Raw genomic sequence first — 24,256 nt, 5'->3', positions numbered from 1 at the left:
CGTGTCCCCTGTCCCGGCCGACCGACGTGGTCGTCCGCAAGGAGAGAGCGCCGCGGGCCGGAACTGTTACACCTCACGTCCGGGCAGCCACTTCACCACCGCGTCACCGCGCTCGGCCGTGTGCGTGTAGAACGTCTTCAGCTCCTGGTGCGCGGCCGCGAACGCCCGCCAGATCTCGGGCTCCGCGGTCACGCCGCCGTAGTGCGGCAGCAGTGCGTCCCGGGCGGCGTCCCACAGCGCGGCGAAGTGGGCCGTCGCCAGGAACCCGGCCACCCGGCGGGCCTGGGCCGCCGTCAGCACCAGCAGCGGCGGTCGGTGCCGGTCGGCGCGGAACACCGGCCGGCCGCCGAGCACCACCTGGGTCTGGGGACGGTTCCGGGCGAGGGGGTGCGGGGAAGCGCCGGCGTAGATGCGCTCCTGGTCCCGGTAGTGCCGGACGGTCTCCGAGTCGCCCTCGAAGAGCCGTTCCAGCCAGGTCGAGCTGTTACGCAGCGCCGACGCCGGCACCGCTCGCAGACGGAGGTACGCGCTCATGCCACAGGCAGCGCACGGGGGCGCCGAAGCATCACGCGGGCCGGCCGGGACCCCGTGAGCGGGCGGGGTCCCGGCCGCCCCGTCGCTCTCGGTGCCGCTCACGGGGGGGGGAGGCGGCGAACGACACGGAGCCGGTCACGAGCGGCCCTGTGAAGGGCTTCCGCCACGTTGTGACATTTCTGTGAGGACAGACGCTGGTCACTGTGGGGCCGTCGATGCGACCGGAGCGCAGCGGACGGTACGAGCCCGCAACGGACCGGCGCGAACGAGGACAGTCTTGGCCCAGGCACGGCACCCCCGGCGCGCACCGGCGTACGACGGGGAACTCGGCGCGGCGGTCGCGCGGGCCCAGGAGGGCGACGAGGCCGCCTTCGCGGTCGCCTACCGGTTGGTGCAGCCGAGCCTGCTCGGCTATCTGCGCGGCCTCGTCGGCGACGACGCCGAGGACGTGGCCGCAGACGCCTGGCTGGAGGTCGCCCGCGACCTCGGGCGGTTCAGGGGCGACGGCGCCGGGTTCCGCGGCTGGACCGCGACCATCGCCCGGCACCGGGCACTGGACCATCTGCGCCGCCGGCGCGTGCGGCCCAGGGCGGCCGGGACCGAGCAGGACGTACTGGACCTGCCCGGTCCGCACAGCACCCATGACCAGGCCCTGGAGTCCCTCTCCACCGAGCGGGCCCTGGAACTGGTCCGCGGGCTGCCCCGGGACCAGGCCGAGGCCGTGCTCCTGCGGGTCGTGGTCGGCCTCGACGGTCCCGCCGCCGCACGCGTCCTCGGCAAGCGCCCCGGAGCGGTGCGCACAGCGGCCCACCGAGGCCTGAAACGCCTCGCACGCCAACTCGGCGTCGGCGGCGAGGCGGAGGAGAGTGTGACGGATGGGGCTTCCGGGACGCTGGGGGAGTCGACGTGAACGGCTCCGGCCACGGCGGCCGGCCCCGGACGGCGACGGACGGGACCGGACGACGCCGGGCCCGGTGCGCGGAAGGCATCGACACGGCCGGACGAACAGGACGGGAACGGAAGCGGACATGGGTGAACGGCTGAGCGGCGACGGAGCACCGGGCCGTCGGCCTGCGCAGCCCCGCACCGGGTCCGGCGCTTCGGATGCGACCGGGTCCGCCACGCTGGAAACGGCGCTGGCCGCCGTCCTGCGCGCCGGGGATGTCGACCCCGGGGCCGAGCGGCGGGCCGTGGCCGCGTTCCGGGCCGCTCGCGTCTCGGGCACGCACCGGGCGCGCACCCGGCGGCGGGACGACTGGCGGCCGGCCGCCGAGCGGCGCGTCCTGCGTCCCCTGAAGACGACCTTCGGTGTGGTGTTCGCCAGCCTCACCCTCGGCGGCGTCGCCGTCGCGGCCATCGGCTCCGCCGGCTCGTCGGCGGACGGTGCCGTCGCCGGCCGGCCAACCGCCCACCCGGCGACGGTCGCCCCGGACCGCGCGGGCGGGGCGGCGTCGTCGGCTCCCGCCGGCGGCTCCCGCCCGGTGGACCGCCCGGCGCCGGACCGGGGCACCGAGGCCCACTGCCGTGCCTACGAGCAGGCACGGCACCGGGTCAGGGCGCTCGACGCGAGAGCCCGGCAGCAGCTCGTCACGGCGGCCGGCGGCGAGGCCGGTGTCTCCGCGTACTGCTCCGAGCAGCTGGCGCGGGCGACCGCCACGCCGCACAGGCCGGCCGGCACGGGCAGGTCCGGCCAAGCCGGGGGCGTCGGCAACGGCAGGAAGGACAGGACCGGCACCTCGGGCGACGACCCGTCCGGGAAGGCGGGAACGCCCGGGAAGACCGGCACGCCCGGGAACTCCGGCACCTCCAGGAGGACCGGCACCTCCGGCAACGGCACTGCGAGCGACGGCCCCTCCGGCGGCACGGCCGGGAGCGGCCAGGTGAGCGACGGCCAGGGCGGCGGAAGGCACAGGTAGCCTCCGCCTGGCCCTGCTCGCAGGCCGCCCGTCCTCACGATGGTGCGCGCCCGGCCGCCGTCGAGGGCGCGGGCGCGGCGTGCGCCCCGAAGCGCGCCGCCGGCCTCCGAGCCCCGTGGGCCGGCCGTCAGTTGGGCGCCGCCTCGGCCCGGGCCGGCCGCCGTACGACGCGGCGGCGCCGGACCGGCATCCCGATCGTCGGGTTGGCGACGCCCCAGGCCGCCCCCTTGCAGACCAGCTCCTTGTAGAGGGCGGCGAGCCGTCCGGTCAGGGCCGCCCGGACGGCGCGGTCGTCGGCGGTGACGTACTGGATCAGACCTTCCCTTCGGCCCAGAGAGATGCACTGGTTGAAGTAGCGCAGCGGGGTCTTCGGCACCTTCGTGCCGGTCAGGCGGGCCGCGATGGCGTCGGCGGCCTGCCAGGCGGTGGGGACGCCCGAGGCGCACGACATCCGCAGCGGCTGGTCACCGGGGCCCATCGCCATCGCCGCGTCGCCGATGGCGTACACGTCGGGGTGCGAGACCGAGCGCATGGTCCGGTCGACCACGATCCGGCCCGTGTCGGTGACCTCCAGGGCGGTGGCCGCGGCGATCGGGTGGACGGCGAAGCCGGTGGTCCACACGGTGACCGCGGCCGGGACGGCCGTGCCGTCGGCGAGGGTGACGCGGTCGGCCTCGACTGCGGTGACGGCTGCGTGCTCGTGCACGGTGATGCCGAGCCTGCCGAATACCTTCCGCAGGTGCCGGCGGCCCTTGGGCGAGAGCCAGTCGCCGAGTCCGGCGCGGGCGGCGAGGGCGACGTCGAGGTCCGGGCGGGCCTCGGCGATCTCGGTCGCGGCCTCCACGCCGGTGAGGCCGCCGCCGACCACGACCACGGACCGTCCGGCGTCCAGGCCGGCCAGGCGCTCGCGCAGCCGGAGCGCTCCGGGGCGGCCGGCGAGCTCATGGGCGTGCTCGGCGGTGCCGGGGACACCCTGGTCGTTCCAGCCGCTGCCGAGGGCGTACACGAGGGTGTCGTACGCCAGTTCCTCCGTGCCGCCCGCGCCGACGACCGTGACGGCCCTGCGGTCCACGTCCACTCCGGTGACCTCGGCCGGCTTCAGTTCCACGCCGGTGCCCGCGAACACCTCGCTGAAGGGCCGGGACCTGAGGTCCTCGCCGGCCGCGAGCTGGTGCATCCGCACGCGCTCGACGAAGTCGGGTTCGGCGTTGACGACGGTGATGGCGGCGTCTTCGCGGTGCAGCCGCCTGGCGAGCCGCCCGGCGGCGGTCGCTCCGGAGTATCCGGCTCCGAGGACCACGATGCGGTGCTGCATGTCCGTTCTCCTGTCATCGAGCTCTTCAGCGGGTCGGCCCTTGAACCGGGCGGCCCGCCGATTCCTGACAGGAAGACGGTGTGAAGCAGCTCACATCGAGACCCGCATCGGGGTCAGAAGACACGGAGCAGGGGCTCGCCGTGGTCGGTGGCGGCCCACCGCCTGGTCGCGCGTTCGAGCTTGTCGGGGTTGACCTGGTTGCGGAACGCGGCGATGCCCTCGGCGGTGATCTCCAGGCACATGACGCCGACGACCCGGCCGTCGACGACCGCCACGACGGCGGGTCGGCCGTTGGCGGCCGTGACGTGGATCTCGGGCGAGCCGCCGGCGTACGCGCGCTTGGCCTCGCCGGGTTTGAACAGGCCCCGGATGAACGTCGCGACGGCAAGGGCGCCCTCGAAGGCCTTGGCGCGGGCCGGGATCTTGCCGCCGCCGTCCCCGACGGCGATGGCGTCCTGGGTGAGCAGCCGTACCAGCGGCTCGGTCCTGCCGCTGGTGGCGGCCGCGAGGAACTCGTCGATGACCCGCCGCGCGGCGGCCTCGTCGACCTCGGTACGGGGCTTTCCGTCCGCGACGTGCTTGCGGGCGCGGTGGAAGATCTGCTGGCTGGCGGACTCGGTGATGTCGAGGATCCCGGCGATCTCCCGGTGCGGGTAGTCGAAGGCCTCCCGCAGCACGTACACCGCCCGCTCGTTCGGGGAGAGGCGCTCCAGCAGCACCAGCACCGCGTACGAGACCGACTCGCGCTGTTCCGCGGTGTCGCCGGGGCCGAGCATCGGGTCCCCGGCGAGCAGCGGCTCGGGCAGCCATTGGCCCACATAGGTCTCGCGGCGTGCGCGGGCCGAGGTGAGCTGGTTGAGGCACAGGTTGGTGAGCACCTTCGTCAGCCAGGCCTCGGGGACCTCGACGCGGTCGACGTCGGCGGCCTGCCAGCGCAGGAACGTCTCCTGCACGGCGTCCTCGGCCTCGCTCGCGGAGCCGAGCAGACGGTAGGCGATGGCCTCCAGACGTGGCCTGGACGCCTCGAACCGGTCCACGTCGCTCAGGGTCAGGGCCATGGCCGGGATCCTAGCCCGCACGCCGTCGTACCGGCGGGACCCGTGATGCAATGGGGGGCGACGGAGTGGATTCGGGGCGGGGTGACGTGTGTTCAGCAACGGTGGGCCCGATGCGGGAAGTCTGGAGCCACTCGGGGAGGGCGATCCGCGAACCGTGGGCGGCTACCGGCTGGTGGCCCGGCTCGGGTCCGGCGGCATGGGCCGCGTCTACCTCTCGCACACCCCGGGCGGACGGGCCGTCGCGGTCAAGGTGATCCGGGCCGAACTGGCCGAAAGCACCGAGTTCCGGCTGCGGTTCCGGGCCGAGGTGGCCGCGGCGAGCCGGGTCCACGGGATCTACACGGCCGCGGTCGTGGACAGCGACACCGAGGGACCCGTCCCGTGGTGCGCGACCGTGTACGTGCCCGGGCCCTCCCTCTCCGACGCGGTACGCGACCACGGGCCACTGCCCGTCGACACCGTGCTGCGGCTGATCGCCGGGGTCGCCGAGGCACTGCAGGCGGTGCACCGCGAAGGCATCGTGCACCGCGACCTCAAGCCGTCGAACGTGCTCCTCGCCGCCGACGGCCCCCGCGTGATCGACTTCGGTGTGGCGCGCGCGGCGGACGCCACGTCGCTGACACAGAGCGGTACGGCCCTGGGCACGGTCGCCTACATGGCGCCGGAGCAGGTGCTCGGCGCGGAGGCCGCCCCCGCGGCCGACGTGTTCGCGCTGGGACAGACCGCCGTGTTCGCGGCGACGGGCGGCGCGGCGTTCGGGGACGGGGATCCGCACGCGGTGCTGTACCGGGTGGTGCACACGGAGCCCGACCTCGGCCGCGTCCCGGGCGAGATACGGGAGCTGGTGGCACGGTGCCTGCGCAAGCCCCCCGCGGAGCGGCCCACCGTCGAGGAGGTCATCCGCTCCGTCCAGGAGATCCAGGCGTACCGCGGTGACGAGGCGCGGTACGCGTCCGGGGCGTGGCTGCCGGGCGAGCTGGCCGCGGGCATCGAGGCGAGGGCCGCGGACGCGGACCAGGCCCGGGCGGGGACGGCGGCTCCGGCCGCGGCCCCCGCCACGCCCCCCGCGGGCACGTTCGGCGCCGCCGGTGCGTACGGGGCGGCACCGCCTGCCGCCGCTCCCGGCTACTTCGGCGCACCATCGGGCCCCTCCGGGACCCCCGGCGCTCCGGGCGCCCCCGGCGCGTACCCGCCGGCCGGTCCCGTCGGCCCCGGCGGCTTCGGACCGGCCCCGGACCACTACCCCACCTCGCCGTCCTCCCCTGCCGCGCTGCCCGGACCCTTCGTCATGGGGCCGGGGGCCGCACCGGGGACGTACCCGCCGGCCGGCGGGCCGCACGGTCCGGCCGGCGCACCGACCGCCCCGGTGGCCGCCGGCGGCCAGGGCCGCAGGGCGCGGCCCTGGCTGCTGTCCGCGGCCGCCGTCGTCCTCGTCGCCTGCGGTGCGGCCGTGACCCTGCTGTTCGTTCCGGGCAACGGCGACGACGGCGGCGCCCGGGCCCAGGACGTGGCCGCGTCGCGGTCGGCCACCTCGGCCGGGCCGTCGGCGTCGCCGTCCGCCTCACCGACCGCCCGGGCCTCGAAGAAGGCGAAGGCCACCAAGCCGGCCGTGCCGCCCGGCCCTTCGGGGCCGCCGACGCCCGGGCGGACCGCGTCCTCGGTCCCCTCGGCCACCGCGCCGAGCAGGCCCGCCGCCTCGCGGGTCCCGGTCCCGGTGACGTATGCCGGGATCCGGATGACCAAGAGCCACGACCTGTACCTGGCGGACACCCCGGTGCGGGCCAAGGCGGACACCGGCACCTCCGACGAGGACCTGACGTACGCCGTCTACTCCGCGGGCGCGCTCCTCGCCCCCGGCACCACCTCCGGCAGCTCGCTCGCCCTGCTGCCCGTGGGCCGGCAGGGCAGCCTGGAGGCCTGCAAGGCGGCGACCGGCTACAAGAGCTACATCTGGATCAAGGACCTGACCGTCGGCGAGCAGATGTGCGTCATCAGCGGGACGGGACACGTCGGACTGGTGACCTACCGGGGCTCGTCCGGGACGACGTACGCCACTTTGGACGTGAAGGTGTGGCGCGACGCCGCGTGAGGCCCGGTCGGACGCGAAACCCCCGGGTCGGCGACCCGGGGGTGTGCGTGACGCCGTCGCGTCAGTGGGCGGTGCTGTGTGCGTCGGGTGCGGGGAGGTGCTGTCCGGGGAGCACGCGGGAGGCTGCCGGGCGGGCGGGTGCCGCGGGGGCCGTCGGGGCGGCCAGGGCGGAGCGGGCCGCGGTGGCCGTGGCCGGAAGGTCGCCGTTCGCCGCCCAGTGGGTGGTCGTCCAGGCGCTGCTCGCGGCGATCGCCGAGGCGATGGCGGTGCGGTTGGCGGTCGGGTACGACGTGTTGCCGCCGAAGGTCTGCACGACCCAGATGCTCGCGGCCTCCTGGCCCAGGTAGGACGAGGCCGGTGCCGAGAGCGTGGACTCGGCGGACCAGAGCATCGGGCCGTACGTGGCCGTGGCGGCGCCGCCCGCGACGGCGTTCTGCCAGGTCCAGGTGTCCTCGACCGTGGCCTGCGTGGGCGAGGTCCACCAGAAGCGGGCCAGGTTGGCGGCGACGTCCTCATGGGTCTTGCCGCCGACGGTCCAGAAGCTCCACTCCTTGTTGAGAGTCACGTGCTCCATCGCCTGGGTGGCGTTGGAGCCGACCGTCACCATGTCGGTGGTCTTCGCGTTCAGGGTGTTGAGGTAGTTCTTGACCGAGGTGGGGACGGTCTTGCCGTTCGTCAGCAGGACCACGCCGGTGCCGTGGTAGCCCAGCGCGCCGGCGGCCGTGGAGGCGGCGATCGGGTCGTGGTAGTCGCTGCCGTCGGCGACGAAGATCCAGCTCGGGGTCGCGCTGACCTGCTTGGCGACCCGGACCGACAGCGAGGAGAGGTCGGGGGCGTCGAGCCGCAGCGGCTTGTAGCCGAGCGCCTGGACCTGGCTCGCCACCTTGGAGCCGAGGATGCGGGTGCCGCCGTTCAGGTAGACGGTGCTGCCCTTGGGCAGCGACCGCTTGAGCTCCTTGGCGGCGGACGAGTCCAGGCCGCCGGAGGAGGTCAGCAGGACCGGGGCCTGCTTCTCGGCGGCCAGCGCGATCGCCGGGGCCGAGTAGGTGGCGTTGCCCTTGTTCACCAGCACCGCGGACTTGGCGGTGAGGAGGCCGGGTACGTGCGTGACGCCGACGGTGTCGAACGTCCAGCGGGAGGCGGCGGCGTCGATGCCGGTGGAGCCGGTGCCGTAGACGCGGACCAGGGTGTTCTTGCGCAGCGGCTGCCAGGCCGGCCTGGCGCCCTTGCCGGCTCCGGTGACCTGCGCCGACGTGCCGCTCGCCAGGTCGAGGACGCGCACCGTCTGCACGTCGTCGGACCAGCCGGCGTGCGAGGTGTGGGCCTCGTAGGCGATCCGTCCGCCGGCCGGGTCCCAGGTCGGGGACCCGTGATCGGACGCGTCGGCGGTGACCTGCTTGACGTTGCCGCCGTCCGCGTCGGCGGTGAACAGCTGGGTCCAGCCGTCCACTTCGCGCGTGAAGACCAGCTGGGTGCCGTCCGCCGAGAACACCGGCGAGGAGCCGGAGGCGATGATGTTCTTCAGCGCCTTGGTGGACGGGTTGTAGGTCCAGATGCCCTGGCTGTCGTAGCAGCCGTAGTTGTGCCGCCGTTCGAAGGCGAGCGTGCCCGCCGGGCTCGCCGTCGGGTGGACGTCACAGACCGACGCCGGCTCCTGGGTGTCCGTCAGCAGCGGCACCGGCGCCCAGGAACCGTCCGAGGGCCCGTAGGCGAGCTGACCGCCCGTGCTGAACACCACGTACCGGCCGTCCAGCCAGTAGGCCGGGTCCTCGTACGACGCGCTGGAGCGCACCTTGGTCGCCCACGGCAGGGTGACGAGCGAGGTGGTGCCGGTGACCCGGCCGGTGGCGAGCTGGCTCCAGCCCGCCACCACCCGGCTGCCGTCCGGCGCCCAGTTCGGGGTGTAGCCGTAGTTGGGAATGTTGGGGACGGAACGCGGTCCGGTTCCGTCCGCGTTGACGGTCTCGATCCCCGTCGAGCCGCCGTACAGGCTGATCTGACCGGCCGTCACGTCATTCGTGGCGGCCTGCGCGCCCGGTGCCGCCGCACCGAGCAGGCCGGCCGCCGCCAGAGACGCGGCCGACGTGAGCGCCGCGAGACTGCGGCGCGTGCGAGATCTCAACGAGAAGCCCCCTGAAGTGTGCCTGCGTGTCTCCGCCGCGAGCGTCTCGACCCCTCCCGTCCCGGGGGCGTGTGCGCCCAGCCCGGCCGGTCCCGGCGCCCGCACGTACCGCGCGGCGCTCCAGTGCCAGTGGTCACTCGTCGGCAGCAGGACGCTATGTGATGACACGCCGGGGGCACCGGAAAGCAGGTTCGAACATTGGGTGAACAAATGGGCGGCGTGCGGCGGGCCGTTGCCTGCGGATGCGGGCGTCCGTGGCCACCGGCCCGCTGGTCAGCCCGGTCGACTCACCGGCCGCGCCGGCGAAGTCCTGGGCCGGCTGGGGCGTTTGGCGCATCCGGGCTTCCCGGCCCCGCCGGCCGGCCTCGGCGCGACGCTCGCCGCGACGCCGCTGACCGCCCACGGGCCGGCCCGGCGTCCGGCGCACGCGTCACCGGGACCCGGCCGGCGCCTCCGCGGCTCCCGCCTGCTGAAGCAGCAGACGAGCCAGGCCGCGTGCCTCGTCGGGGGTGAGGGCCGCCCAGACTCCCGGCTCGCCGCCCTTGGCCTCGCCCACGTCCAGCGTGATCCGGCCGACGGGCCGCTCCGGACGCCCGAACCACAGGCAGCGCACCTCGATCCGGCGCCCGCACCTGGTCACCAGGGGGTCCTGTGCCGTCTCTCCTGCCGTTGTCATCGCTCTCAGCTCCTCCTCCGGCGACCCGAGGGCCCGATACCCGACCGGATACCGTGAACAGCGCTTTCCCTGCCGGAATTGTTCCGCGGCCGCGATGCCGCCGGCGGCCGGGTACGAGGGCGGTCGAGGCGCCGCGGCCGCCTGTGTGATGATGCGTGCCGCACGACACCGGCCCTGGGGAGGGGCCGGTCGAGATGAGCGAGAAGGGGCGGGAGCGCGGCGTGGGCAACGGCGGGGAGTCGTCCATACCGGACGAGGAGTGGGAGCGGTTCCTGCGAGAGGCCGAGGCCGGGACGCGGGGCGCACCCGAGGAACCGTCGGCCAGGGCCCGGATGGTGGCGCGGCGGCTGCGGGAGGAGCAGGCCCGCCCGGACGCGTGGCGCGCCCATGAACCGCCCCGGCGCCGTGGCGGCAAGGCCCGGTACGTGGCCGGTCTGCTGGTCGCGGCCGGTCTGCTGGTCGTGGCGCTGAATCCGGGACGGGTGACCGGATGGTTCGGGGGCGGTGGCGGAGGCGGCCAGGGTGCGCCGACGGCCGTGGAGTCCACGCGCCCGGACCAGCCGCCGCCCACGGCGGCGGCGGACCAGCAGCCCACCCTTCAGCAGCCGTTCCGGGGCTCGCCCGCGGCGCGCTGGGCCGACGGGACGGCCGGGATCGGGCTGCCCGCCGCACGGGCGACCGGCTGGATGAGCAAGGCCCAGGTCGCACAGGCGCTCGACCGGAGCCGGGACTTCCTCGCCGCGTCGAGCCTGGACCCCGGTGTGCTGCGCGGGGAGCGCCCGAAGCGGGCGATCGCGCTGATCAACCCCCACCAGAAGGACGTACGGACCTACCTGGCGGCCGCGTTCCGCGCGCCCAGCCGCACGAACGACCCCCTGCTGCTGTTCAGCCGGTTCGACAAGACGAAGGTCCGGCGGGTAGGGGACGTGGTCAAGACCCGGGGGCGGATCACGTACCGGGAGGGCGAACGCGGCGCGGTCGAGGTGACCGCCGACGTCACCTTCGTCTACCCGGTCGCACGCGTCGGCGCGGGCGGCGACGACGTCGAACGCACCATCGTGCGCCGGGAGATCGTCATGAGCTGGGACGACCCGGCGAAGGTCATCACCGAGCGCGGGACCTTCTCCCTCCTGTCCTACAAGAGCGACACCACCAACGGCGGCTGCGGCACCTACACCGGCTACCTCACCCCCGACTTCGGCGACCGGAGCGCGAGCCCGGACGACGGCCCGACCATCGACCCCTACGACCGGAGCACGTCGATCGAGGCGGGCGGCCGGGGCAAGGGCGGCACGGCCTGCGGGACCGCTACCCGGTCGTGAGCGGTGCCGTGCGCGAAGTCCGCAGCGGTGAGAGGTAGTTCGGCAGGCAGCTCAGCGTCATGCCGGCCGCGCCGGCCCACAGCGTGGCCGGCGCTCCGAACACCGAGCCCGCGGCACCGCCCAGCACCCCGCCGAGCGGAAGGCCGCCCCAGGACACGAACCGGGCCGTCGCACTCATGCGGCCCAGGAGCGGGCCCGGGGTGAGGGCCTGCTGGACGCTGGACTGGGCGACGACGCGGGCTACTTCACCCGGCCAGGGCTACTGGAGCAGCACTGCGCTGCGTGGTCGCCGTACTCGTCTCGGCGCAGCCGGCGTTACTTCCCCCGGCGGACGCGACCGGGCGCCGGGGCGGCGAGGCTGGTCGTACGCCCCGGTCCCCGATCCCGACGAGGTGAAGTGAGGTGCCTGTGCGCCGGTTGTCCCCGACCGCCCGCAAGAGCCTGGTCGTCCTGCACACGGTCGCCTCGGTCGGCTGGCTCGCCCTGATGCTCTGCCTGCTCGCCCTCGGGGCCACGGCACTGGCCACGGACGACGCCGGCACGCTGCGGACCGCGTACCGGGCGATGGGGATGCTGGGGGACGCGCTGATCCTCCCGCTCAGCCTGCTCACCCTGGTCAGCGGGGTGGTGCTGGCGCTCGGCACGCCCTGGGGCCTGTTCCGGTACTCCTGGGTCGCCACCAAGTTCTGGGTGACCCTCGCGGCCACGGTCGCCTCGGTCCTCGCCCTCACCGCGCGGCTGCACGACGCGGTGCACGCGGTGGACCGGCATCCCACGGGCCCGATCGCGGCCATGCACCTGGGGTTCATCCGGTACAACACCGTGATCGTGCCGGCCGTGGCGCTGCTGCTGTACCTCGCGATGGTCGTGCTGTCCGTCTTCAAGCCGTGGGGACGGCGGCCGGCCGGGGCAGGGGCGGTCAGGCGCCGGGGCGGAGGCGGCGCCGGCGACAGGGCGTCGTCGCCGGCGCCCGACCGGGCGTCCTGAGGCGCCGGTCCCCTCAGAACGGGCGCGGGTCCGGCCTGAGCACCGCGAACACCGCCCCGGCCGGGTCGGTCAGCCAGGCGATGCGGCCGACGCCGGGGACGTTCGCCGCAGGCATCAGCACCGAGCCGCCGTTGCCGCCCACCGCGGTGACGATCGCGTCCGCGTCGGCCACGGCGAAGTACGGCACCCAGCGCGCCGCCTCCCGGTCGTCCCGCAGCGGGGCCACACCGCCGAAGGAGCCCACCTGCTGGTCGCCCTCGGCGATGCTCAGCACCTGGTACGCCATGCCGGGCGCCTGCATCCGCTGGGCGCGCCAGCCGAACAGCCCCTGGTAGAAGCCGACGGCCGCCGCCGGGTCGCCGGCGTGCAGTTCCACCCACACCAGCGTGCCGTCCTCCGACGCCCGCTGCAGGCCCTGCCCGGACTGGAGCACCGCGAACTGCGCGCCCTGCGGGTCGGTGAACTGGGCGAAGGCGGAGTCCCCCAGGGTCACCGGCTCGGCGCGCAGCGCACCGCCGGCCCCGGTCACGGCACGGGCGGTGGCCTGGACGTCGCCGGTGCGGAAGTACGTCATCCAGGCGGACCTCGCTCCCGGTTCGGTCAGCGGGCCGAGCGCGGCGACCGTGCCGCCGTGCTTCTGGAGGTAGCCGTAGCCGCCCGTCTCCGGGCCGGCGGACACGAACTCCCAGCCGAAGACGGCGCCGTAGAAGGCGGCAGCGCCGCGGATGTCGGGGCTGCCGAGGTCGAGCCAGATGGGCGACCCGGTGCGGAAGTCTGTGCCGAGCATGCGTCTCCTCTGCCGGTCCGTGCGAAGCCGCCCGCCACTATGCCGACGGACCCGGCCCCGGCCCGCCCGCCGGACCGGACGCGCGCCCGGTTTCACCCGGCCGGGGACGAGAACCCCGAGAATCTGCGCAGGAGTGCCACACGGGCTGCACACAGCCTTTCGAAAGGCTCGTTAGCGTGACTGCTCGCCCTTGACCTCATCGTTCCCCCTGGACTCAGGAAGACCACACATGGACTACTGCTCCTCGTGCCGCCGGCACCTCAACGGCGCCCTGGTCTGTCCGGGGTGCGGTGCCTACGCCCCGGACATAGCCCCGCCCCGCTCCACCGTCGGTGTCACGGCCGCGCCGACCGCCGCCGACGGCTGGTTCGGCACCGAGGCGCCCACCGCCGTGCCGCCCGCCGACTTCGAGGACATGCCGTCCGCCGACGTCGAGGACGCTCCGCCCGCCCCGCGGGGACGCGCGGCCCGGCGCCGGCAGCGGGCCCGATGGAAGAAGAGCCAGCGCCGGGCCGTGGTGGCGACCGCCGTCGCGCTCGTCGGCGGCGGCCTGACGCTCGCCTCCCTGGACCGCGGCGGCTCCGGCGACCGCGCCCAGGCGGTCGGCGCGCCGGACAACCGCAGCATGGGCCTCACCGACGAACCGTCGGCCGCGCCCAGCGGGCCGGCGTCCACGCCGACCCCGCCCACCGCCACACACCGGCACGCCCCCGCGACGTCGACGGCGCGGACGCCCGCCGTCGACGTCCCCCGGCAGCAGACCCTCGCGGCCACGCCCCGCACGGCACAGTCCGGCGGCCGGCCGCACACCGCGGCGGTGGCCCCGCGCCCGGCCGCGTCGGCCACCCCGGCCGCCCCGCAGCCGCGGACCACCGCCCCGTCCTCCTCGGGCACGGGAACGAGCACGAACACCGGCACGTCCGGCACGACGGGCACGGCGGGCACGACGACCCAGCCGGCGTCCTCCTCCGGCGACGGCACCGGCGGCAGCACCTCCGCGTCCACCCCGTCCCCGTCGTCGACCTCCTCCTCGGGCCGGCTCTGCCTGGTGGTGCTCTGCCTCGGCTGACCCGAACTCGCCTACGGCATCCGCGTACAGGGCCGACGTACGCGAGCGTGTCCTCGCCCGGTGGGCCGGCGGGTACGGCTGTCCGCAGCGGCCGGAACAGCGGGCGCTCGCCGTCGGAGCGACTCGCGGCGACGGGTTAGGCTACGCGTCCGACGACGGGGGAGAGACACGTGTTCGGCACCATGGGCGGGCGGCTGGGAGCGGTCGGCGCGACGGCGGTCCTGCTGGCCGCGCTCGCCGCGTGCGGCGGCGGCCGCACGAGCGGCACCGCCGCCCCGCACACGGGCGCCACGAGCGGGACCTCCTCCGCGCCCTCCCCGGCCCCGGAGCCCGTCCACGGCCTGAAGGACACACTCCGCCACGTCACCCGCCGGACCACCCCCGCCACCCGGCCGCACCTGGTCCAGCGGTGCACGACGGGCTCCCACCGGGTCCGCCACTCCTCGACCTCCGGGACCGGCAGCCACCGCCGCACCCGCACCTGGTACACCACCGACCACTACCGCGACTGCCGCAAGGTGCGAAGCGGCACGGAGACGTACCGCAAGGAGATCCGCCCGGAGCGCTGGTGCGTCCGCCTGGACCACGTCAACGGCAACCGGAAGCAGGACGACGTCTGGTTCCGCGTCGACCGTCTCGACTACGACCGTGTCCTGGACGCCGACGACCACGCCCGCGTGCAGTTCACGCCGGTGTTCCCGGACACCGGCTGCTGACCGGCCCTCACTTCCGGTACCGGCGTGCCGACCGGCGGTCCCGGCGGACCAGCGCCGCCGTGCTCAGGGCGACGAACGCCAACGCGGCCGACAAGGGTGTGAGGAAGTAGAGCATCACCGCTCCCTGCTCCCGGAGTCCGTCCGCGCGCGGGTGATGGCGGTCTCCACGGCCGCCACCCGGTCGGCGAGCAGGCCGAGAGCGGCGATCGCGCGGGTGAGGGGATCGTCGTCGCGGCCGCCGAGGGTGCGCGCCCGGACGTGGGCGGTCTTCACCTCGGCCCAGCGGGCGGCCTGGACGGCGTCCAGCGTGCCGCGCAGCTCCGCCAGCTTCAGCAGGTTGGCCTCGGCGCCCGTGGCGAGGGTCTGGGCCTCGGCCGTGTAGTGGTCGGCCAGGACGGCCTCGCGCTCGGCGTCGTTCATGACCGGCCGCAGCCGCTGGGCGATCTTGTTCATGTCGCGGTACGAGCCCTGGAGCCGGAAAGGGGGTTCCGTACGGGCCTCCTCCGACTGCGCGGCGGAGGCGATGTAGGCGGCGTTGACCCTCAGCACGGTCTCCCGTACCGCCATCACGTGACGCAGCACGGCGACGCAGGCGTCCAGTTCGGCCCGTGGCATCGGCCGGCTCAGCCGGTCGGCGCGGGCCGTGGGGTCGGCGGCGGCCAGCCGGACCAGCAGGTCCAGGTCGGCGCGGTCGCGGGCGGCGAGCGGGGCGAGCACCGGGCTGGCGGTGAGGGCGTTCTCCACGAAGCTGAGCGCGAAGACGTCCTCCTTGCCGGTGAGGACGTCGCCGAGGTTCCACACGTCGGCCCGGTTGGCGAGCATGTCGGGGATGCGGAAGCGCTCGCCGGACTCCGTGTAGGGGTTGCCGGCCATGCAGACCGCGAACCGCTTGCCGCGCAGGTCGTAGGTGCGCGGTGCGCCGTCCCACACGCCGTCGACGCGCCGGGTGGCGTCGCACAGCGGGATGAACTTCTGCAGCAGCTCGGGCGAGGTGTGCTGGATGTCGTCCAGGTGGAGCAGGGTGTTGTTGCCGGCCGCCAGCGCGAAGTTGATCTTCTCGATCTCGCGCCGGGCGGTGGCGTCCGGGGCGTCGGCCGGGTCCAGCGAGGTGACGGTGTGACCGAGCGCCGGGCCGCTGACCTTGACCAGCATCAGACCGAGCCGGTCGGCGACGTACTCCATGAGGGTCGTCTTGCCGTAGCCGGGCGGGGAGACCAGCAGGAGCAGGCCGCCGGTGTCGGTGCGCTTGGACTCACCGGTGGTGCCGAGCTGGCGGGCCAGGCTGTCGCCGACCAGGGGGAGGTAGACCTCGTCGACGAGGCGGTTGCGGACGAACGCCGACATCACCCGGGGGCGGTGGTCGTCCAGGCGCAGGCGGTCCCGTTCGGCCGCCACCAGGGCCGTACGGCGGCGCTGGTAGGCGCGGAAGGCGGGCACCTCCTCGGCCGCGAACCGGGCGGTGCGGGCGAGGAACTCGTCCAGCCGCAGGACCAGCCGGCCGCCGGAGACCCGTGGGTGGGTGCCCAGCAGGCCCTCCGCGGTCGCGGTGAGCGGGGCGGCGCCGTCGTAGCGGGGCAGGCCGGGGCACAGCTCTGCGGCGACCGCCTCGGCCAGGTCGCCGGGTGCGGCCTCGGTCCCGGTGGCGGCGGCGTACGCGCCGAGCCACGCCTGCACCACCTGCCGGCGCGCGGCCAGGTCGGTCAGCCCCTGCACGTCCTCGCGGTAACTCCCGCCCGCGTGCCGGAACTTCTCCAGCAGGGTGCGCGCCGTGACCCCGAGGACGAAGCCCTCCGGGCCACCGGTCAGCTCTTCGAAGAGGTACGCGGCGGCCGGCCCGCCCGCCACCGACGCGTCCCAGGCGCCGATCGCCCCGGCCAGCTCCCGCTGCAGCTCCGCGACGGCCGGTACGCCGCCGAAGGCCTCCCGGGCCCGGGCCAGCGACACCGCCCGCCGGGCCCAGGCGGTGCGGGCCCCGTCGGTGGTGCCGTGCGCCCAGAACAGCTGGGCGGCGGCGCGCGCGGCCGGTTCGTGGCGCAGGGTGCCGGCGCCCTCGTACAGCGGCAGCAGGGCGCGCAGGACGACCGTCGCGTCATGGTCGTGGACCCCGCGCTCATAGCCCTCGTCGTACGACTCCTGTGCCGCCCGGCGGACCAGGTCCGGCAGGTCGTCGGCGGCGGCGAGGGAGTCGGGGCCGTGCTCGGCGAGCAGGCGGGCAGCGAGGTGCTCGGCGCGGTAGACCTCCGGCGACTCGGAGGGCAGCCGGCGGTCCCAGTGGGCACGGGTGTCGGCGAAGCCGGGGTCGGTGACCGGGGCGCGGTAGTCCGTGCCGGTCACCGCGAAGGCGAGGGAGTCGCCGTGCGGGACGAGGGTGAGGTCGAGCGGCTGGGTGTTGACGGCGAAGCGGTGGCCGCCGAGCAGCAGGGTGCGGCCGTCCTCGGCGTACAGGTCGGCGCGGTCGCGCAGGGCCCGGGCCGCCTCCTGGCCCGCGGACTTCAGCCGGCCGTCGAGCTCCTCGGCGCGCACGCCGTCGCCGAGGGCGCGCAGCTCGTCGGCGGTGCGGCGGACCTTGGCGACCAGCGGGTCGGACGCGAAGTACGTGGTGACCGCGTCGGTGTCGGCGAGCGTGGCCGCCCGCCGGGCGACCGTCCGAAGCACCCGGTCGGCGGAGACGGCGAGCTGTTCGGCGCGCCGGGCGCGGGCGTCGGCGAGGGACTGCTTGCGGGCGGCGAACGCCTCGTAGATCTCGGTGCGGCGGTCGGCGAGTTCGGCGAGGAAGTCGTCGGCCTGGGCGAAGCGGCCGTCCAGGTCCTCCAACCGGGCGGACACGGCGGCGAGTTGGTCGTCGCACTCCTCCGGAGTGCCGGACGCGGCGAGCGCGGCGGTGACGGCCTGGGCGAGCAGGGCCGTCTCGGCCGCGAACTCGGCCCGCCCCTCGCGGTCCCGGAGGCTGCGGCGGCGGGCGTCCAGCGTCGCCCGGGCCCGGTTGACGCCGCCCAGCACGTCGGCGATCCGCTCCAGCACGGCCGTACGGACCGTGGCGTCGGCGATGTCGAGGCCGGTCACGACCTCGGTGACGGTGCGCAGTCCGTCGGCGAGCTCGTCGAGCCGGGCGGCGACGGGGGCCCCGCCGGCCACGGTCTCGACGGCCGCCGCCTCCGCGACCAGCCGCTCGACCTCGTCCTGTTGGCCGGCGAAGGCGTCCTCCCGGGCCAGGAACGCCACCGCCCGCCGCCCGAACCCCGCGAGGTCGTCCTCGGCGGCGGCCGCCAGCTCCGCCACCCGGGCCGTGTCGACGTACCGCAGCTCCCGGAGGGTGAGCAGGTGCCCGTGCGCGTGCCGCAGTTCGGTGAGCCCCCGCACCCAGGCGGCGGCCTCGCGCGGGGCCTCGCCGCGCAGCCGACGCACCACCGCGCCGATCCGCTCGGCGGCCTCGTCGAGTGCGTCGGCGGCCTGCCGGGTCAGCTCCCGCACGGTCTCGAACTCGGCCAGCACCTGCTCGGCGGTGCCCCGTACCTCACCCAGCGGTCCGGCCAGCCCGCCGAGTTCGGGTTCGGCGAGCCAGTGATGGGTGTCGGCGGCGCGCACGCAGGCCGCCACCAGCGCCCGGTACCCCTCGCTCGTCCGGATGCCGTCGGTCACCAGCCGGGCCACGGACAGACAGTCGGCGAGTCCGCGCACGAGGTCGGCGTTGCCGACCCGGGCGAGCGCGCCGGTGCCGGTGCGCAGGGCGGCCGCGTGGGTGTCGGAGACGTACGGCGAGGTCCACCACTGGACCGGATGGGTGTGCGCGGGCTCGTCACCGCCGGCCCTCAGCACGGCGAGCGCGCCGTCCTCGAACAGCGCCCAGCCCCGGCACAGCAGGGGGTTGGCGACCTCCTTGCGCAGGGTGTTGTACGACAGCAGCAGCGCGCGCCCCTCGGCGCGGGACCGGAAGGCGTACAGCACGTCCTCGCCGTTGGGAGCGCGCACCTCCCGCTCGAACTCCAGGCCGGTGACGTCGACTTCGTACGACTTGTGGGTCCCGCCCGCCAGGCAGTACCCGCCGGGGAAGACGATCCCCTGCTCCTCGGGCAGCCGCCGGCACGCCTGCCCGATGCCGTCCAGCCGCACCACCGTCCGGCTCAGCGTGTCGAACACCAGATACCGGTCCGCGTCCTCCTTGTACGGCCGCACCCGCAGCAGCACCAGCGCGCCGACCCGGGCGTGCCCGACCGCCGCGTCCGCGAGCGACTGCAGCGGCTCCTGCACGGGCTCGCCGTACAGCGGCTCCCCGTCCGGGGTGCGCACGGTGAGGGAGCCGCCGACGGTCGTCACGCCGAGCCCGCCGGGGACGGCCACGTACGGGTCGCGGCCGAGGACGTGGTCCTCGCGGGTGGTCTCGGTCCAGGTCACGTCCTGGGCCGGCGGGAAGACGTCGTCGCGGTCACCGCGGGCGTCCAGGAACGCCACCCGGCCGTCGTCGGCGACGCTCCAGCGCAGGACGCGCACGTCGTCGGCCTTCTCGCCGGTGCGGAACACCGCCAGCAGCCGTCCGTCGGCCCGGCGCAGCCGCAGCAGCCTCGCCTGCCGGTAGTACCGGTGCAGCGCGGCGAACTCCCGCACGAACGACGGGTCGTCGAGCAGCCCGGGCACGGCGGCCTCGGGCAGGCGCTCGCCGTCGCGGTCGTAGAGCGCCAGTACGTCCGCGGCTCCCCCTGTTCCCCCGAAGAGCAGCGCGTCCCCTGCAGCCACGATGTCGCTCGGCACGCACGCCTGCTCGGTGCGGAGGCGAGCGGTGGCCGCGAGATCGAGCCGTGCCGAGCCGAACTCCCCGGCCCGGCGGGCGTTGAGCGCGTCCGCCCTTCGGGCCAGGTCTGCGGCGTGTGCGGCGAGCCGGTCGCGGAGCACCTCGTAGGTGCCGGCGTCGACGGTGGCCATGGGGGGTGCTTCCCTTCGTGGGCTGTGCGGCTGCCAGCGCGGGGCTGCGAGTCGTATGCCGGGTGCGGGTGCGTGACGGGCCGGTCGCACAGTTCTCCGTGCCCACGGGGAACTGCCGGGCCGTCGGCTTCGAGGCACCGCCGCGAGCGGGGGCGGGCGCACCCGCCTCCGGCTCGCCTCAGTTCGGGCTCGCGCTCCCGTTCAGGGCGGTCACCGGCGTGTCCGCGAGGCCGAGTTCGCTCGCTCGGTCGAGGAGTTTCTGGAGCCGGCCCGCCTCCGGGCCGCCGCCCTTGATCTGCTTCATCAGCAGCGCCGACACCGTCAGGTTCCGGAGGTCCGCCGAGCCCAGCGAGCCGAGGACGCGGCTCAGGTCCTCCGTGAAGCTGCCCGAGCCGTCCAGCCACGACCTGGCGAGGGCCTGGGCGGTGTGGGAGCTGTCGAGGAAGCCGTCCACGCCCTTGCCGAGGGAGACGGAGGACACCAGCCGGTCGAAGAAGACGGACTCCCCGCCGACGATGTCGATGTCGGCGTGCTCGAGACCGGTCGCGAGGACGGTCGCCTGCGCCTCGGCCACCTTGCGCTGGGTCTCCAGTCCGGCCAGCCGGACCTCCTTCTCCGCCTGCAGCCGCAGCCGGTACTCCTCGTGCCCGCGCGAAGCCTCGTCCAGCGCGGCCATCGCGGCGGCCTTCTCGGTCAGCCCGGCGGCCTCGGCCTTCAGCTTCTCCCCGATCGCGGCGGCCTCCGCGAGCGCCTTCGCCTTGGCCCCCTCGGCCTCGGCCAGGCCCTTGGCCCGCGCACCCTCCGCCTCGGCCTTCAGCCGCGCCTCGGTGGCCTCCGCCGCCGCCCGTGCGCCCTCGGCCTCCGCCAGGCCCTTGGCCCGCGCACCCTCCGCCTCGGCGAGCGCCTTGGCCTGGGCGCCCTCGGCCTCGGCCCGCAGCCGTGCCTCGGTGGCCTCCGCCTCCGCGCGCCCGGCCTTGACGGTGACCTCGGCCTCCTTGTCGCGGACCTGTACGGCGGCGAGCCCCTCCGCGGCGGACTCGGCCTGGATGCCCTCGGCGAGCCGCAGCTTCGCCCGCGCGTCGAGGTCGGCGGTCTTCAACCGGGCCTCGGCCAGGGTCAGTTCCTCGGCGGCGCGGTGCGTGGCCGCCTGTTCCGCGGCCTCGGCGGCCTTGATGTCCTTGACCAGCTTCTCCTGCGCCTCCGCCTCGGCGGCGATGACGAGAGCCTGCCGCTCCCGCTCGGCCTCCTCGACCACGCGCAGCTTCTTGATGGACTCCTCCTGCTCGGCGACCGTACGGTCCACCGCGACCCGCTCCCGGACGACCTCGGCGATGTCCCGCTTCTCCGCCTCGACCTCCTTCTCGGCGGAGATCCGGGTCAGTTGCGTCTCCCGTTCCCGGGCGATGACCTCGAGCAGCCGGTCCTTCTCGATGCGCTCGTTCTCGACGGCGATGACCCGCTCGCGGTTCTTCGCGGCGACGGCGATCTCGCGGGCCTGGTTCTCGCGCTGCACGCCGAGCTGTTCCTCGGTGCGCAGGAAGGCGCCCTGGGCGCGCAGCCGTTCCTCCTCCACCACGCGGGCGGTCTCGGCCTCCTCGCGGGCCCGGGAGGTCTCGATCTCCCGCTTCTGCTTGATCTCCGCGTCCGCCTGCCGGCGCTCCAGCTCCAGGATGGCCTCGCGGGCGTCCACGTTCTGGCGGGTGATCTCCTTCTGTTCGGTGCGCTGGGCCTCGTTGGTGCGCACGTGCTCGATCGCCGTCAGCTCGGTGATCTTGCGGATGCCCTGGGCGTCGAGGACGTTGGCCGGGTCGAGCTGGGTGAGCGGGGTCTGCTCCAGGTAGTCGATCGCCGCGTCCTCGAGGTGGTAGCCGTTGAGGTCGACGCCGATCAACTCGATGATGTGGTAACGCAGTTCCTCGCGCTTGGTGTAGAGGTCGGTGAAGTCCATCTGCTTGCCGACGGTCTTCAGCGCCTCGGAGAACTTCGCGTGGAACAGCTCCTGGAGCGTGTCCTGGTGGCTGGCACGCTCGGTGCCGACGGACTGGGCGACCTTGATGACGTCCGGAACGGTCTTGTTGACCTTGACGAAGAACAGGATCCGGATGTCGGCGCGGATGTTGTCGCGGCAGATCAGTCCGTCCCGGCCGGAGCGGCTGATCTCGATCGTCTTCACCGAGATGTCCATGACCTCGGCCTTGTGCAGGATCGGCAGCACGACCTGGCCGGTGAAGGACACGTCGACCCGTCGTGTCTTCGACACGATCAGGGCCTGGCTCTGGTCCACCTTGCGGTACAGCCGGGAGAACGCCAGCAGCGCGAGCAGCACGAAGACGAGACAGGCGGCGACGAGCACGCCGAGGGCTTCCATGGCATACGTCCTTGCGTCAGACGATGAGGTACGGAGCCCCCCGGGGCCGCGGTGCCGGACGTCCGTCCCGGACCCCCGTGCCGGCCGTTTCTCCCGGTCATGTGCCGGTGCCCGGCACCGCGACCCTCCGTAGTGCTCCCCGCAGAGGATGGTGCGACGGCGGCAGCCACCCGCGCATTGCCGGTTTCCGGCAGTGTTCACTAGGGTCTGTGTGCCGGACATGCGTCAAGAAGTCGTCACCGGCGCGTCAAGACGACGGGGGACGGGGCCCGGCATGGGGGACCAGCACGGCGAACACGACGTGTCCGCGCACTACCTGGACGGCTTCACCAGAACGCTGGCCGAGGTCGCCGTCACCGGCCGACGGCTGACCAGGGAGGAGCTGAAGCTCCGGCGGACCCTGGGCGAGCAGGCCGCCGACGCCGGGCACGGACTGCGCGCGCTGGTCGTCGCCCACCTCGCCGCCACCCGCGCCGCCTGGTCGGACACGCACGGCTCGGCCGAGAGCGGCCTGGCCACGCTGGCCGCCGTGGAACAGGCGATCGACGCCTTCGCCGAGGGCTACGAACGCGCCCAGCGGCTCGCCGTACGCCGCGACGAGGCCGCGCGCCGGGAGTTCATCGACGACCTGCTGTACGGCCGCAGCGACCTGGGCCGGCTCGCCGAGCGCGCCGAACGCTTCGGCCTGCGCCTGTCCCAGGCGCACGCGGTGGCCGTCGCCGAGGGCCCGTCCGCCTATGTCGAGGGCGGCCCGGTCGCCCGCCGGGTCGAGTCGGCCGTCCTCGCCCGCTTCGACTCCCGCAGCATCCTGCTCACCACCAAGAGCGGCCGGCTGCTGTGCGTCGCCCCCGGCGACGAGGACGAGATCCTGCTGCACTTCGCCCAGCAGGCGTACGCGGCGACCGACGGCGGCCGGGTCGCCATCGGCCGCCCCCAGCACGGCGCCGGCGGGGTCGTGCAGTCGTACGAGGAGGCCCTCGCGGCGCTGGAGATGGCGGCCCGTCTCGATCTGGCCGGGCCGGTGCTGCGCGCGGCCGACCTGCTCGTCTATCCGGTACTGGCCCGGGACCGGCAGGCGCTGGTCGACCTGGTCTCGCACACCCTCGGCCCGCTCGCCGCCGCCCGTGGGGGAGTCGTACCGCTGCTGGAGACGCTCGGCGCCTACTTCGACTCGGGATGTGTGGCCGCCGAGGCCGCCCGCCGGCTCTCCCTCAGCGTCCGCGCGCTCACCTACCGCCTGGAGCGCATCCACCAGCTCACCGGCGCCGACCCGGCGGACCCGGCTCACCGCTACATGCTCCAGACCGCCGTGATCGGCGCCCGCCTGCTGGACTGGCCGAACCGCACCCTGTGAGGCACGGCCGCGCCCGTCCGCCCCTGAACCGGGGCCTGGCGGTGGGCGGTTCCACCCTCGAGCGATGCCGGTGCCACGGAAAACGCGTGGGCGTGGCGACGCGGGAAAGTACTTGCATTATTGGAAAGTGCCGTCCATGCTTTCGGTATGCACCGGGGGCGGCCCGACCACCCGCCCCCTCCCTGCCACACGGGAGGAACACACATGAACGGCACGGGGGACCCGATGGACGCCCGGCAGGCGCGGGACGCGCTCGCGGCCGTCTGCGCCGCACGCACCGCGGCACGCAAGGCGAGCGGGCGCGGCATGCCCCGCAGTTACGCCGTCGGCCAGGGCCTGACCTGCGCGGCCGGTTTCACGGCACTGGGACTGGCCGACCGGGAGCCGCGGTGGGGGGACTGGCTGGTGGCCGCGGGCGGGGTGAGCCTGATCGCCTTCCTGGTGCTGATGTGGGTCGGCTCGCACAAGGGCGGGGTGACACGCCGGTTCAGCCGGGACCGCGGGTCCGGCCGCCCGCGCTGGTATCCCTGGGTGGTGCCCTTCATCCCCCTGGCCGTCGGCCTGCTGGCCGCGATCCCGTACGGCACGACCGGCTGGCTCGTCGGCTTCGGCCTGGCCTCCGGTGCGGACTACGTCCTGCGCGCGAACCGGCAGGCCGGTACCGCATGACAGGCCCCACGGGCGGCGCGCCCCCCGCTCTCGACCGCGAACTGCACCACCCGAACCGGCTGGCCCTCGCCGCCTACCTCTCGGCCTGCGGCGAGGCGGAGTTCGCGGTCCTGCGGGACTACCTTCAGGTCTCCGACTCCACGCTGAGCAAGACCCTCTCCGCGCTGGAGAAGACGGGCTACGTCAGCATCCGCAAGGGCCACCTCGGCAAACGCCCGCGCACCTGGGCCGCGCTCACGCTCACCGGCCGCAGGGCGCTCGCCCGCCATCTGGCGGCGCTGGAGGAGATCGCGGCGACGGCCCGCCGGGCCGCGGGTGCCGCCGCGCAGGACAGCCCCGGCTGCTGACGGCCCGTCG

The 24,256-nt window shown here is 74.9% G+C and carries 19 protein-coding genes; 10 read left to right on the top strand and 9 right to left on the bottom strand.

Annotation, left to right across the window (positions count from 1 at the left end):
* Positions 1–66: 66 nt before the first annotated feature.
* The gene (locus AB0L59_RS13855) at positions 67–534 is read right to left on the bottom strand and encodes a DUF1877 family protein (RefSeq protein WP_365582511.1); all 468 of its coding nucleotides are present in this window, start codon (positions 532–534) and stop codon (positions 67–69) included.
* A gap of 277 nt (positions 535–811) precedes the next feature.
* On the opposite strand from AB0L59_RS13855, the gene AB0L59_RS13850 reads away from it, so the two are divergent.
* Together AB0L59_RS13850 and AB0L59_RS13845 are read left to right on the top strand one after the other, a co-directional pair.
* Positions 812–1,444, top strand: a complete 633-nt coding sequence (locus AB0L59_RS13850) for an RNA polymerase sigma factor (RefSeq protein ID WP_365582509.1) — start codon at positions 812–814, stop codon at positions 1,442–1,444.
* A 118-nt stretch (positions 1,445–1,562) separates the two neighbouring features.
* Positions 1,563–2,450 (top strand): hypothetical protein, encoded by an 888-nt coding sequence (locus AB0L59_RS13845; protein WP_365582508.1) that lies wholly within the window; start codon positions 1,563–1,565, stop codon positions 2,448–2,450.
* A gap of 127 nt (positions 2,451–2,577) precedes the next feature.
* Here AB0L59_RS13845 and AB0L59_RS13840 read toward each other — a convergent pair whose 3' ends face one another.
* Entirely contained in the window at positions 2,578–3,765 is a 1,188-nt protein-coding gene (locus AB0L59_RS13840; protein ID WP_365582506.1) for an FAD-dependent oxidoreductase, read from the bottom strand.
* A 113-nt stretch (positions 3,766–3,878) separates the two neighbouring features.
* On the bottom strand, positions 3,879–4,823 hold the full coding sequence (gene sigJ, locus AB0L59_RS13835; RefSeq protein ID WP_365582504.1) for an RNA polymerase sigma factor SigJ: 945 nt from the start codon (positions 4,821–4,823) through the stop codon (positions 3,879–3,881).
* A gap of 88 nt (positions 4,824–4,911) precedes the next feature.
* Between sigJ and AB0L59_RS13830 the strand changes: the two genes are divergently transcribed.
* The gene (locus tag AB0L59_RS13830) at positions 4,912–6,912 is read left to right on the top strand and encodes a protein kinase (RefSeq protein WP_365582502.1); all 2,001 of its coding nucleotides are present in this window, start codon (positions 4,912–4,914) and stop codon (positions 6,910–6,912) included.
* A 61-nt stretch (positions 6,913–6,973) separates the two neighbouring features.
* Here the strand turns inward: AB0L59_RS13830 and AB0L59_RS13825 are convergent, their stop codons facing one another.
* Both AB0L59_RS13825 and AB0L59_RS13820 read right to left on the bottom strand, forming a co-directional pair.
* Positions 6,974–9,034 carry a cell wall-binding repeat-containing protein gene (locus AB0L59_RS13825; RefSeq protein WP_365582501.1) on the bottom strand — a complete coding sequence of 687 codons (2,061 nt, stop codon included), beginning with the start codon at positions 9,032–9,034 and terminating at the stop codon, positions 6,974–6,976.
* A 430-nt stretch (positions 9,035–9,464) separates the two neighbouring features.
* Entirely contained in the window at positions 9,465–9,710 is a 246-nt protein-coding gene (locus AB0L59_RS13820; RefSeq protein WP_365582500.1) for a hypothetical protein, read from the bottom strand.
* 194 nt (positions 9,711–9,904) lie between these two features.
* Between AB0L59_RS13820 and AB0L59_RS13815 the strand changes: the two genes are divergently transcribed.
* Complete coding sequence (locus AB0L59_RS13815) at positions 9,905–11,032, top strand: hypothetical protein (protein ID WP_365582498.1); 1,128 nt, start codon at positions 9,905–9,907, stop codon at positions 11,030–11,032.
* Here AB0L59_RS13815 and AB0L59_RS13810 read toward each other — a convergent pair.
* Entirely contained in the window at positions 11,019–11,210 is a 192-nt protein-coding gene (locus tag AB0L59_RS13810; protein WP_365582496.1) for a hypothetical protein, read from the bottom strand. The genes AB0L59_RS13815 and AB0L59_RS13810 overlap by 14 nt on opposite strands.
* A 224-nt stretch (positions 11,211–11,434) precedes the next feature.
* Here AB0L59_RS13810 and AB0L59_RS13805 point away from each other — a divergent pair, with 224 nt between their 5' ends.
* Positions 11,435–12,019: a DUF2269 domain-containing protein gene (locus tag AB0L59_RS13805; RefSeq protein WP_365582495.1), complete on the top strand. Its 585-nt coding sequence runs from the start codon at positions 11,435–11,437 to the stop codon at positions 12,017–12,019.
* 13 nt (positions 12,020–12,032) lie between these two features.
* On the opposite strand, the gene AB0L59_RS13800 is transcribed toward AB0L59_RS13805, so the two are convergent.
* The gene (locus AB0L59_RS13800; RefSeq protein ID WP_365582493.1) at positions 12,033–12,806 is read right to left on the bottom strand and encodes a VOC family protein; all 774 of its coding nucleotides are present in this window, start codon (positions 12,804–12,806) and stop codon (positions 12,033–12,035) included.
* Between the two features lie 229 nt (positions 12,807–13,035).
* On the opposite strand from AB0L59_RS13800, the gene AB0L59_RS13795 reads away from it, so the two are divergent.
* Together AB0L59_RS13795 and AB0L59_RS13790 are read left to right on the top strand one after the other, a co-directional pair.
* Positions 13,036–13,875 (top strand): hypothetical protein, encoded by an 840-nt coding sequence (locus AB0L59_RS13795; RefSeq protein ID WP_365582491.1) that lies wholly within the window; start codon positions 13,036–13,038, stop codon positions 13,873–13,875.
* A gap of 170 nt (positions 13,876–14,045) precedes the next feature.
* Positions 14,046–14,591 carry a hypothetical protein gene (locus tag AB0L59_RS13790; RefSeq protein WP_365582489.1) on the top strand — a complete coding sequence of 182 codons (546 nt, stop codon included), beginning with the start codon at positions 14,046–14,048 and terminating at the stop codon, positions 14,589–14,591.
* A gap of 114 nt (positions 14,592–14,705) precedes the next feature.
* Here the strand turns inward: AB0L59_RS13790 and AB0L59_RS13785 are convergent, their stop codons facing one another.
* Positions 14,706–19,508, bottom strand: coding sequence for a DNA repair ATPase (locus AB0L59_RS13785; protein ID WP_365582487.1), 4,803 nt, complete (start codon positions 19,506–19,508; stop codon positions 14,706–14,708).
* Positions 19,509–19,686: 178 nt separating this feature from the next.
* Entirely contained in the window at positions 19,687–21,876 is a 2,190-nt protein-coding gene (locus AB0L59_RS13780; protein WP_365582486.1) for a flotillin family protein, read from the bottom strand.
* 274 nt (positions 21,877–22,150) lie between these two features.
* On the opposite strand from AB0L59_RS13780, the gene AB0L59_RS13775 reads away from it, so the two are divergent.
* The 3 genes from AB0L59_RS13775 to AB0L59_RS13765 all read left to right on the top strand — a co-directional run bounded on the left by AB0L59_RS13775 (position 22,151) and on the right by AB0L59_RS13765 (position 24,246).
* On the top strand, positions 22,151–23,230 hold the full coding sequence (locus AB0L59_RS13775) for a helix-turn-helix domain-containing protein (RefSeq protein ID WP_365582484.1): 1,080 nt from the start codon (positions 22,151–22,153) through the stop codon (positions 23,228–23,230).
* Between the two features lie 204 nt (positions 23,231–23,434).
* Positions 23,435–23,899 carry a hypothetical protein gene (locus AB0L59_RS13770; RefSeq protein ID WP_365582482.1) on the top strand — a complete coding sequence of 155 codons (465 nt, stop codon included), beginning with the start codon at positions 23,435–23,437 and terminating at the stop codon, positions 23,897–23,899.
* The gene (locus AB0L59_RS13765) at positions 23,896–24,246 is read left to right on the top strand and encodes a transcriptional regulator (protein ID WP_365582480.1); all 351 of its coding nucleotides are present in this window, start codon (positions 23,896–23,898) and stop codon (positions 24,244–24,246) included. Before AB0L59_RS13770 ends, AB0L59_RS13765 begins: the two co-directional genes overlap by 4 nt.
* The last annotated feature ends 10 nt before the right edge of the window (positions 24,247–24,256 follow it).

It is taken from the genome of Streptomyces sp. NPDC052109, from assembly GCF_040680195.1.
In the GTDB taxonomy this organism is placed as follows: Bacteria; Actinomycetota; Actinomycetes; order Streptomycetales; family Streptomycetaceae; genus Streptomyces.
Note: the sequence above shows the minus strand (reverse complement) of the source record. Positions and strands in the feature narration are given on the sequence as shown.

Coding starts and splice junctions, on each gene's coding strand:
- AB0L59_RS13765 (WP_365582480.1), top strand. CDS start 23,896: ATGACAGGCCCCACGGGCGGCGCGCCCCCCGCTCTCGACCGCGAACTG.
- AB0L59_RS13845 (WP_365582508.1), top strand. CDS start 1,563: ATGGGTGAACGGCTGAGCGGCGACGGAGCACCGGGCCGTCGGCCTGCG.
- AB0L59_RS13770 (WP_365582482.1), top strand. CDS start 23,435: ATGAACGGCACGGGGGACCCGATGGACGCCCGGCAGGCGCGGGACGCG.
- AB0L59_RS13855 (WP_365582511.1), bottom strand. CDS start 534: ATGAGCGCGTACCTCCGTCTGCGAGCGGTGCCGGCGTCGGCGCTGCGT.
- AB0L59_RS13785 (WP_365582487.1), bottom strand. CDS start 19,508: ATGGCCACCGTCGACGCCGGCACCTACGAGGTGCTCCGCGACCGGCTC.
- AB0L59_RS13775 (WP_365582484.1), top strand. CDS start 22,151: ATGGGGGACCAGCACGGCGAACACGACGTGTCCGCGCACTACCTGGAC.
- AB0L59_RS13840 (WP_365582506.1), bottom strand. CDS start 3,765: ATGCAGCACCGCATCGTGGTCCTCGGAGCCGGATACTCCGGAGCGACC.
- AB0L59_RS13815 (WP_365582498.1), top strand. CDS start 9,905: ATGAGCGAGAAGGGGCGGGAGCGCGGCGTGGGCAACGGCGGGGAGTCG.
- AB0L59_RS13800 (WP_365582493.1), bottom strand. CDS start 12,806: ATGCTCGGCACAGACTTCCGCACCGGGTCGCCCATCTGGCTCGACCTC.
- AB0L59_RS13810 (WP_365582496.1), bottom strand. CDS start 11,210: ATGAGTGCGACGGCCCGGTTCGTGTCCTGGGGCGGCCTTCCGCTCGGC.
- AB0L59_RS13780 (WP_365582486.1), bottom strand. CDS start 21,876: ATGGAAGCCCTCGGCGTGCTCGTCGCCGCCTGTCTCGTCTTCGTGCTG.
- AB0L59_RS13820 (WP_365582500.1), bottom strand. CDS start 9,710: ATGACAACGGCAGGAGAGACGGCACAGGACCCCCTGGTGACCAGGTGC.
- sigJ (WP_365582504.1), bottom strand. CDS start 4,823: ATGGCCCTGACCCTGAGCGACGTGGACCGGTTCGAGGCGTCCAGGCCA.
- AB0L59_RS13795 (WP_365582491.1), top strand. CDS start 13,036: ATGGACTACTGCTCCTCGTGCCGCCGGCACCTCAACGGCGCCCTGGTC.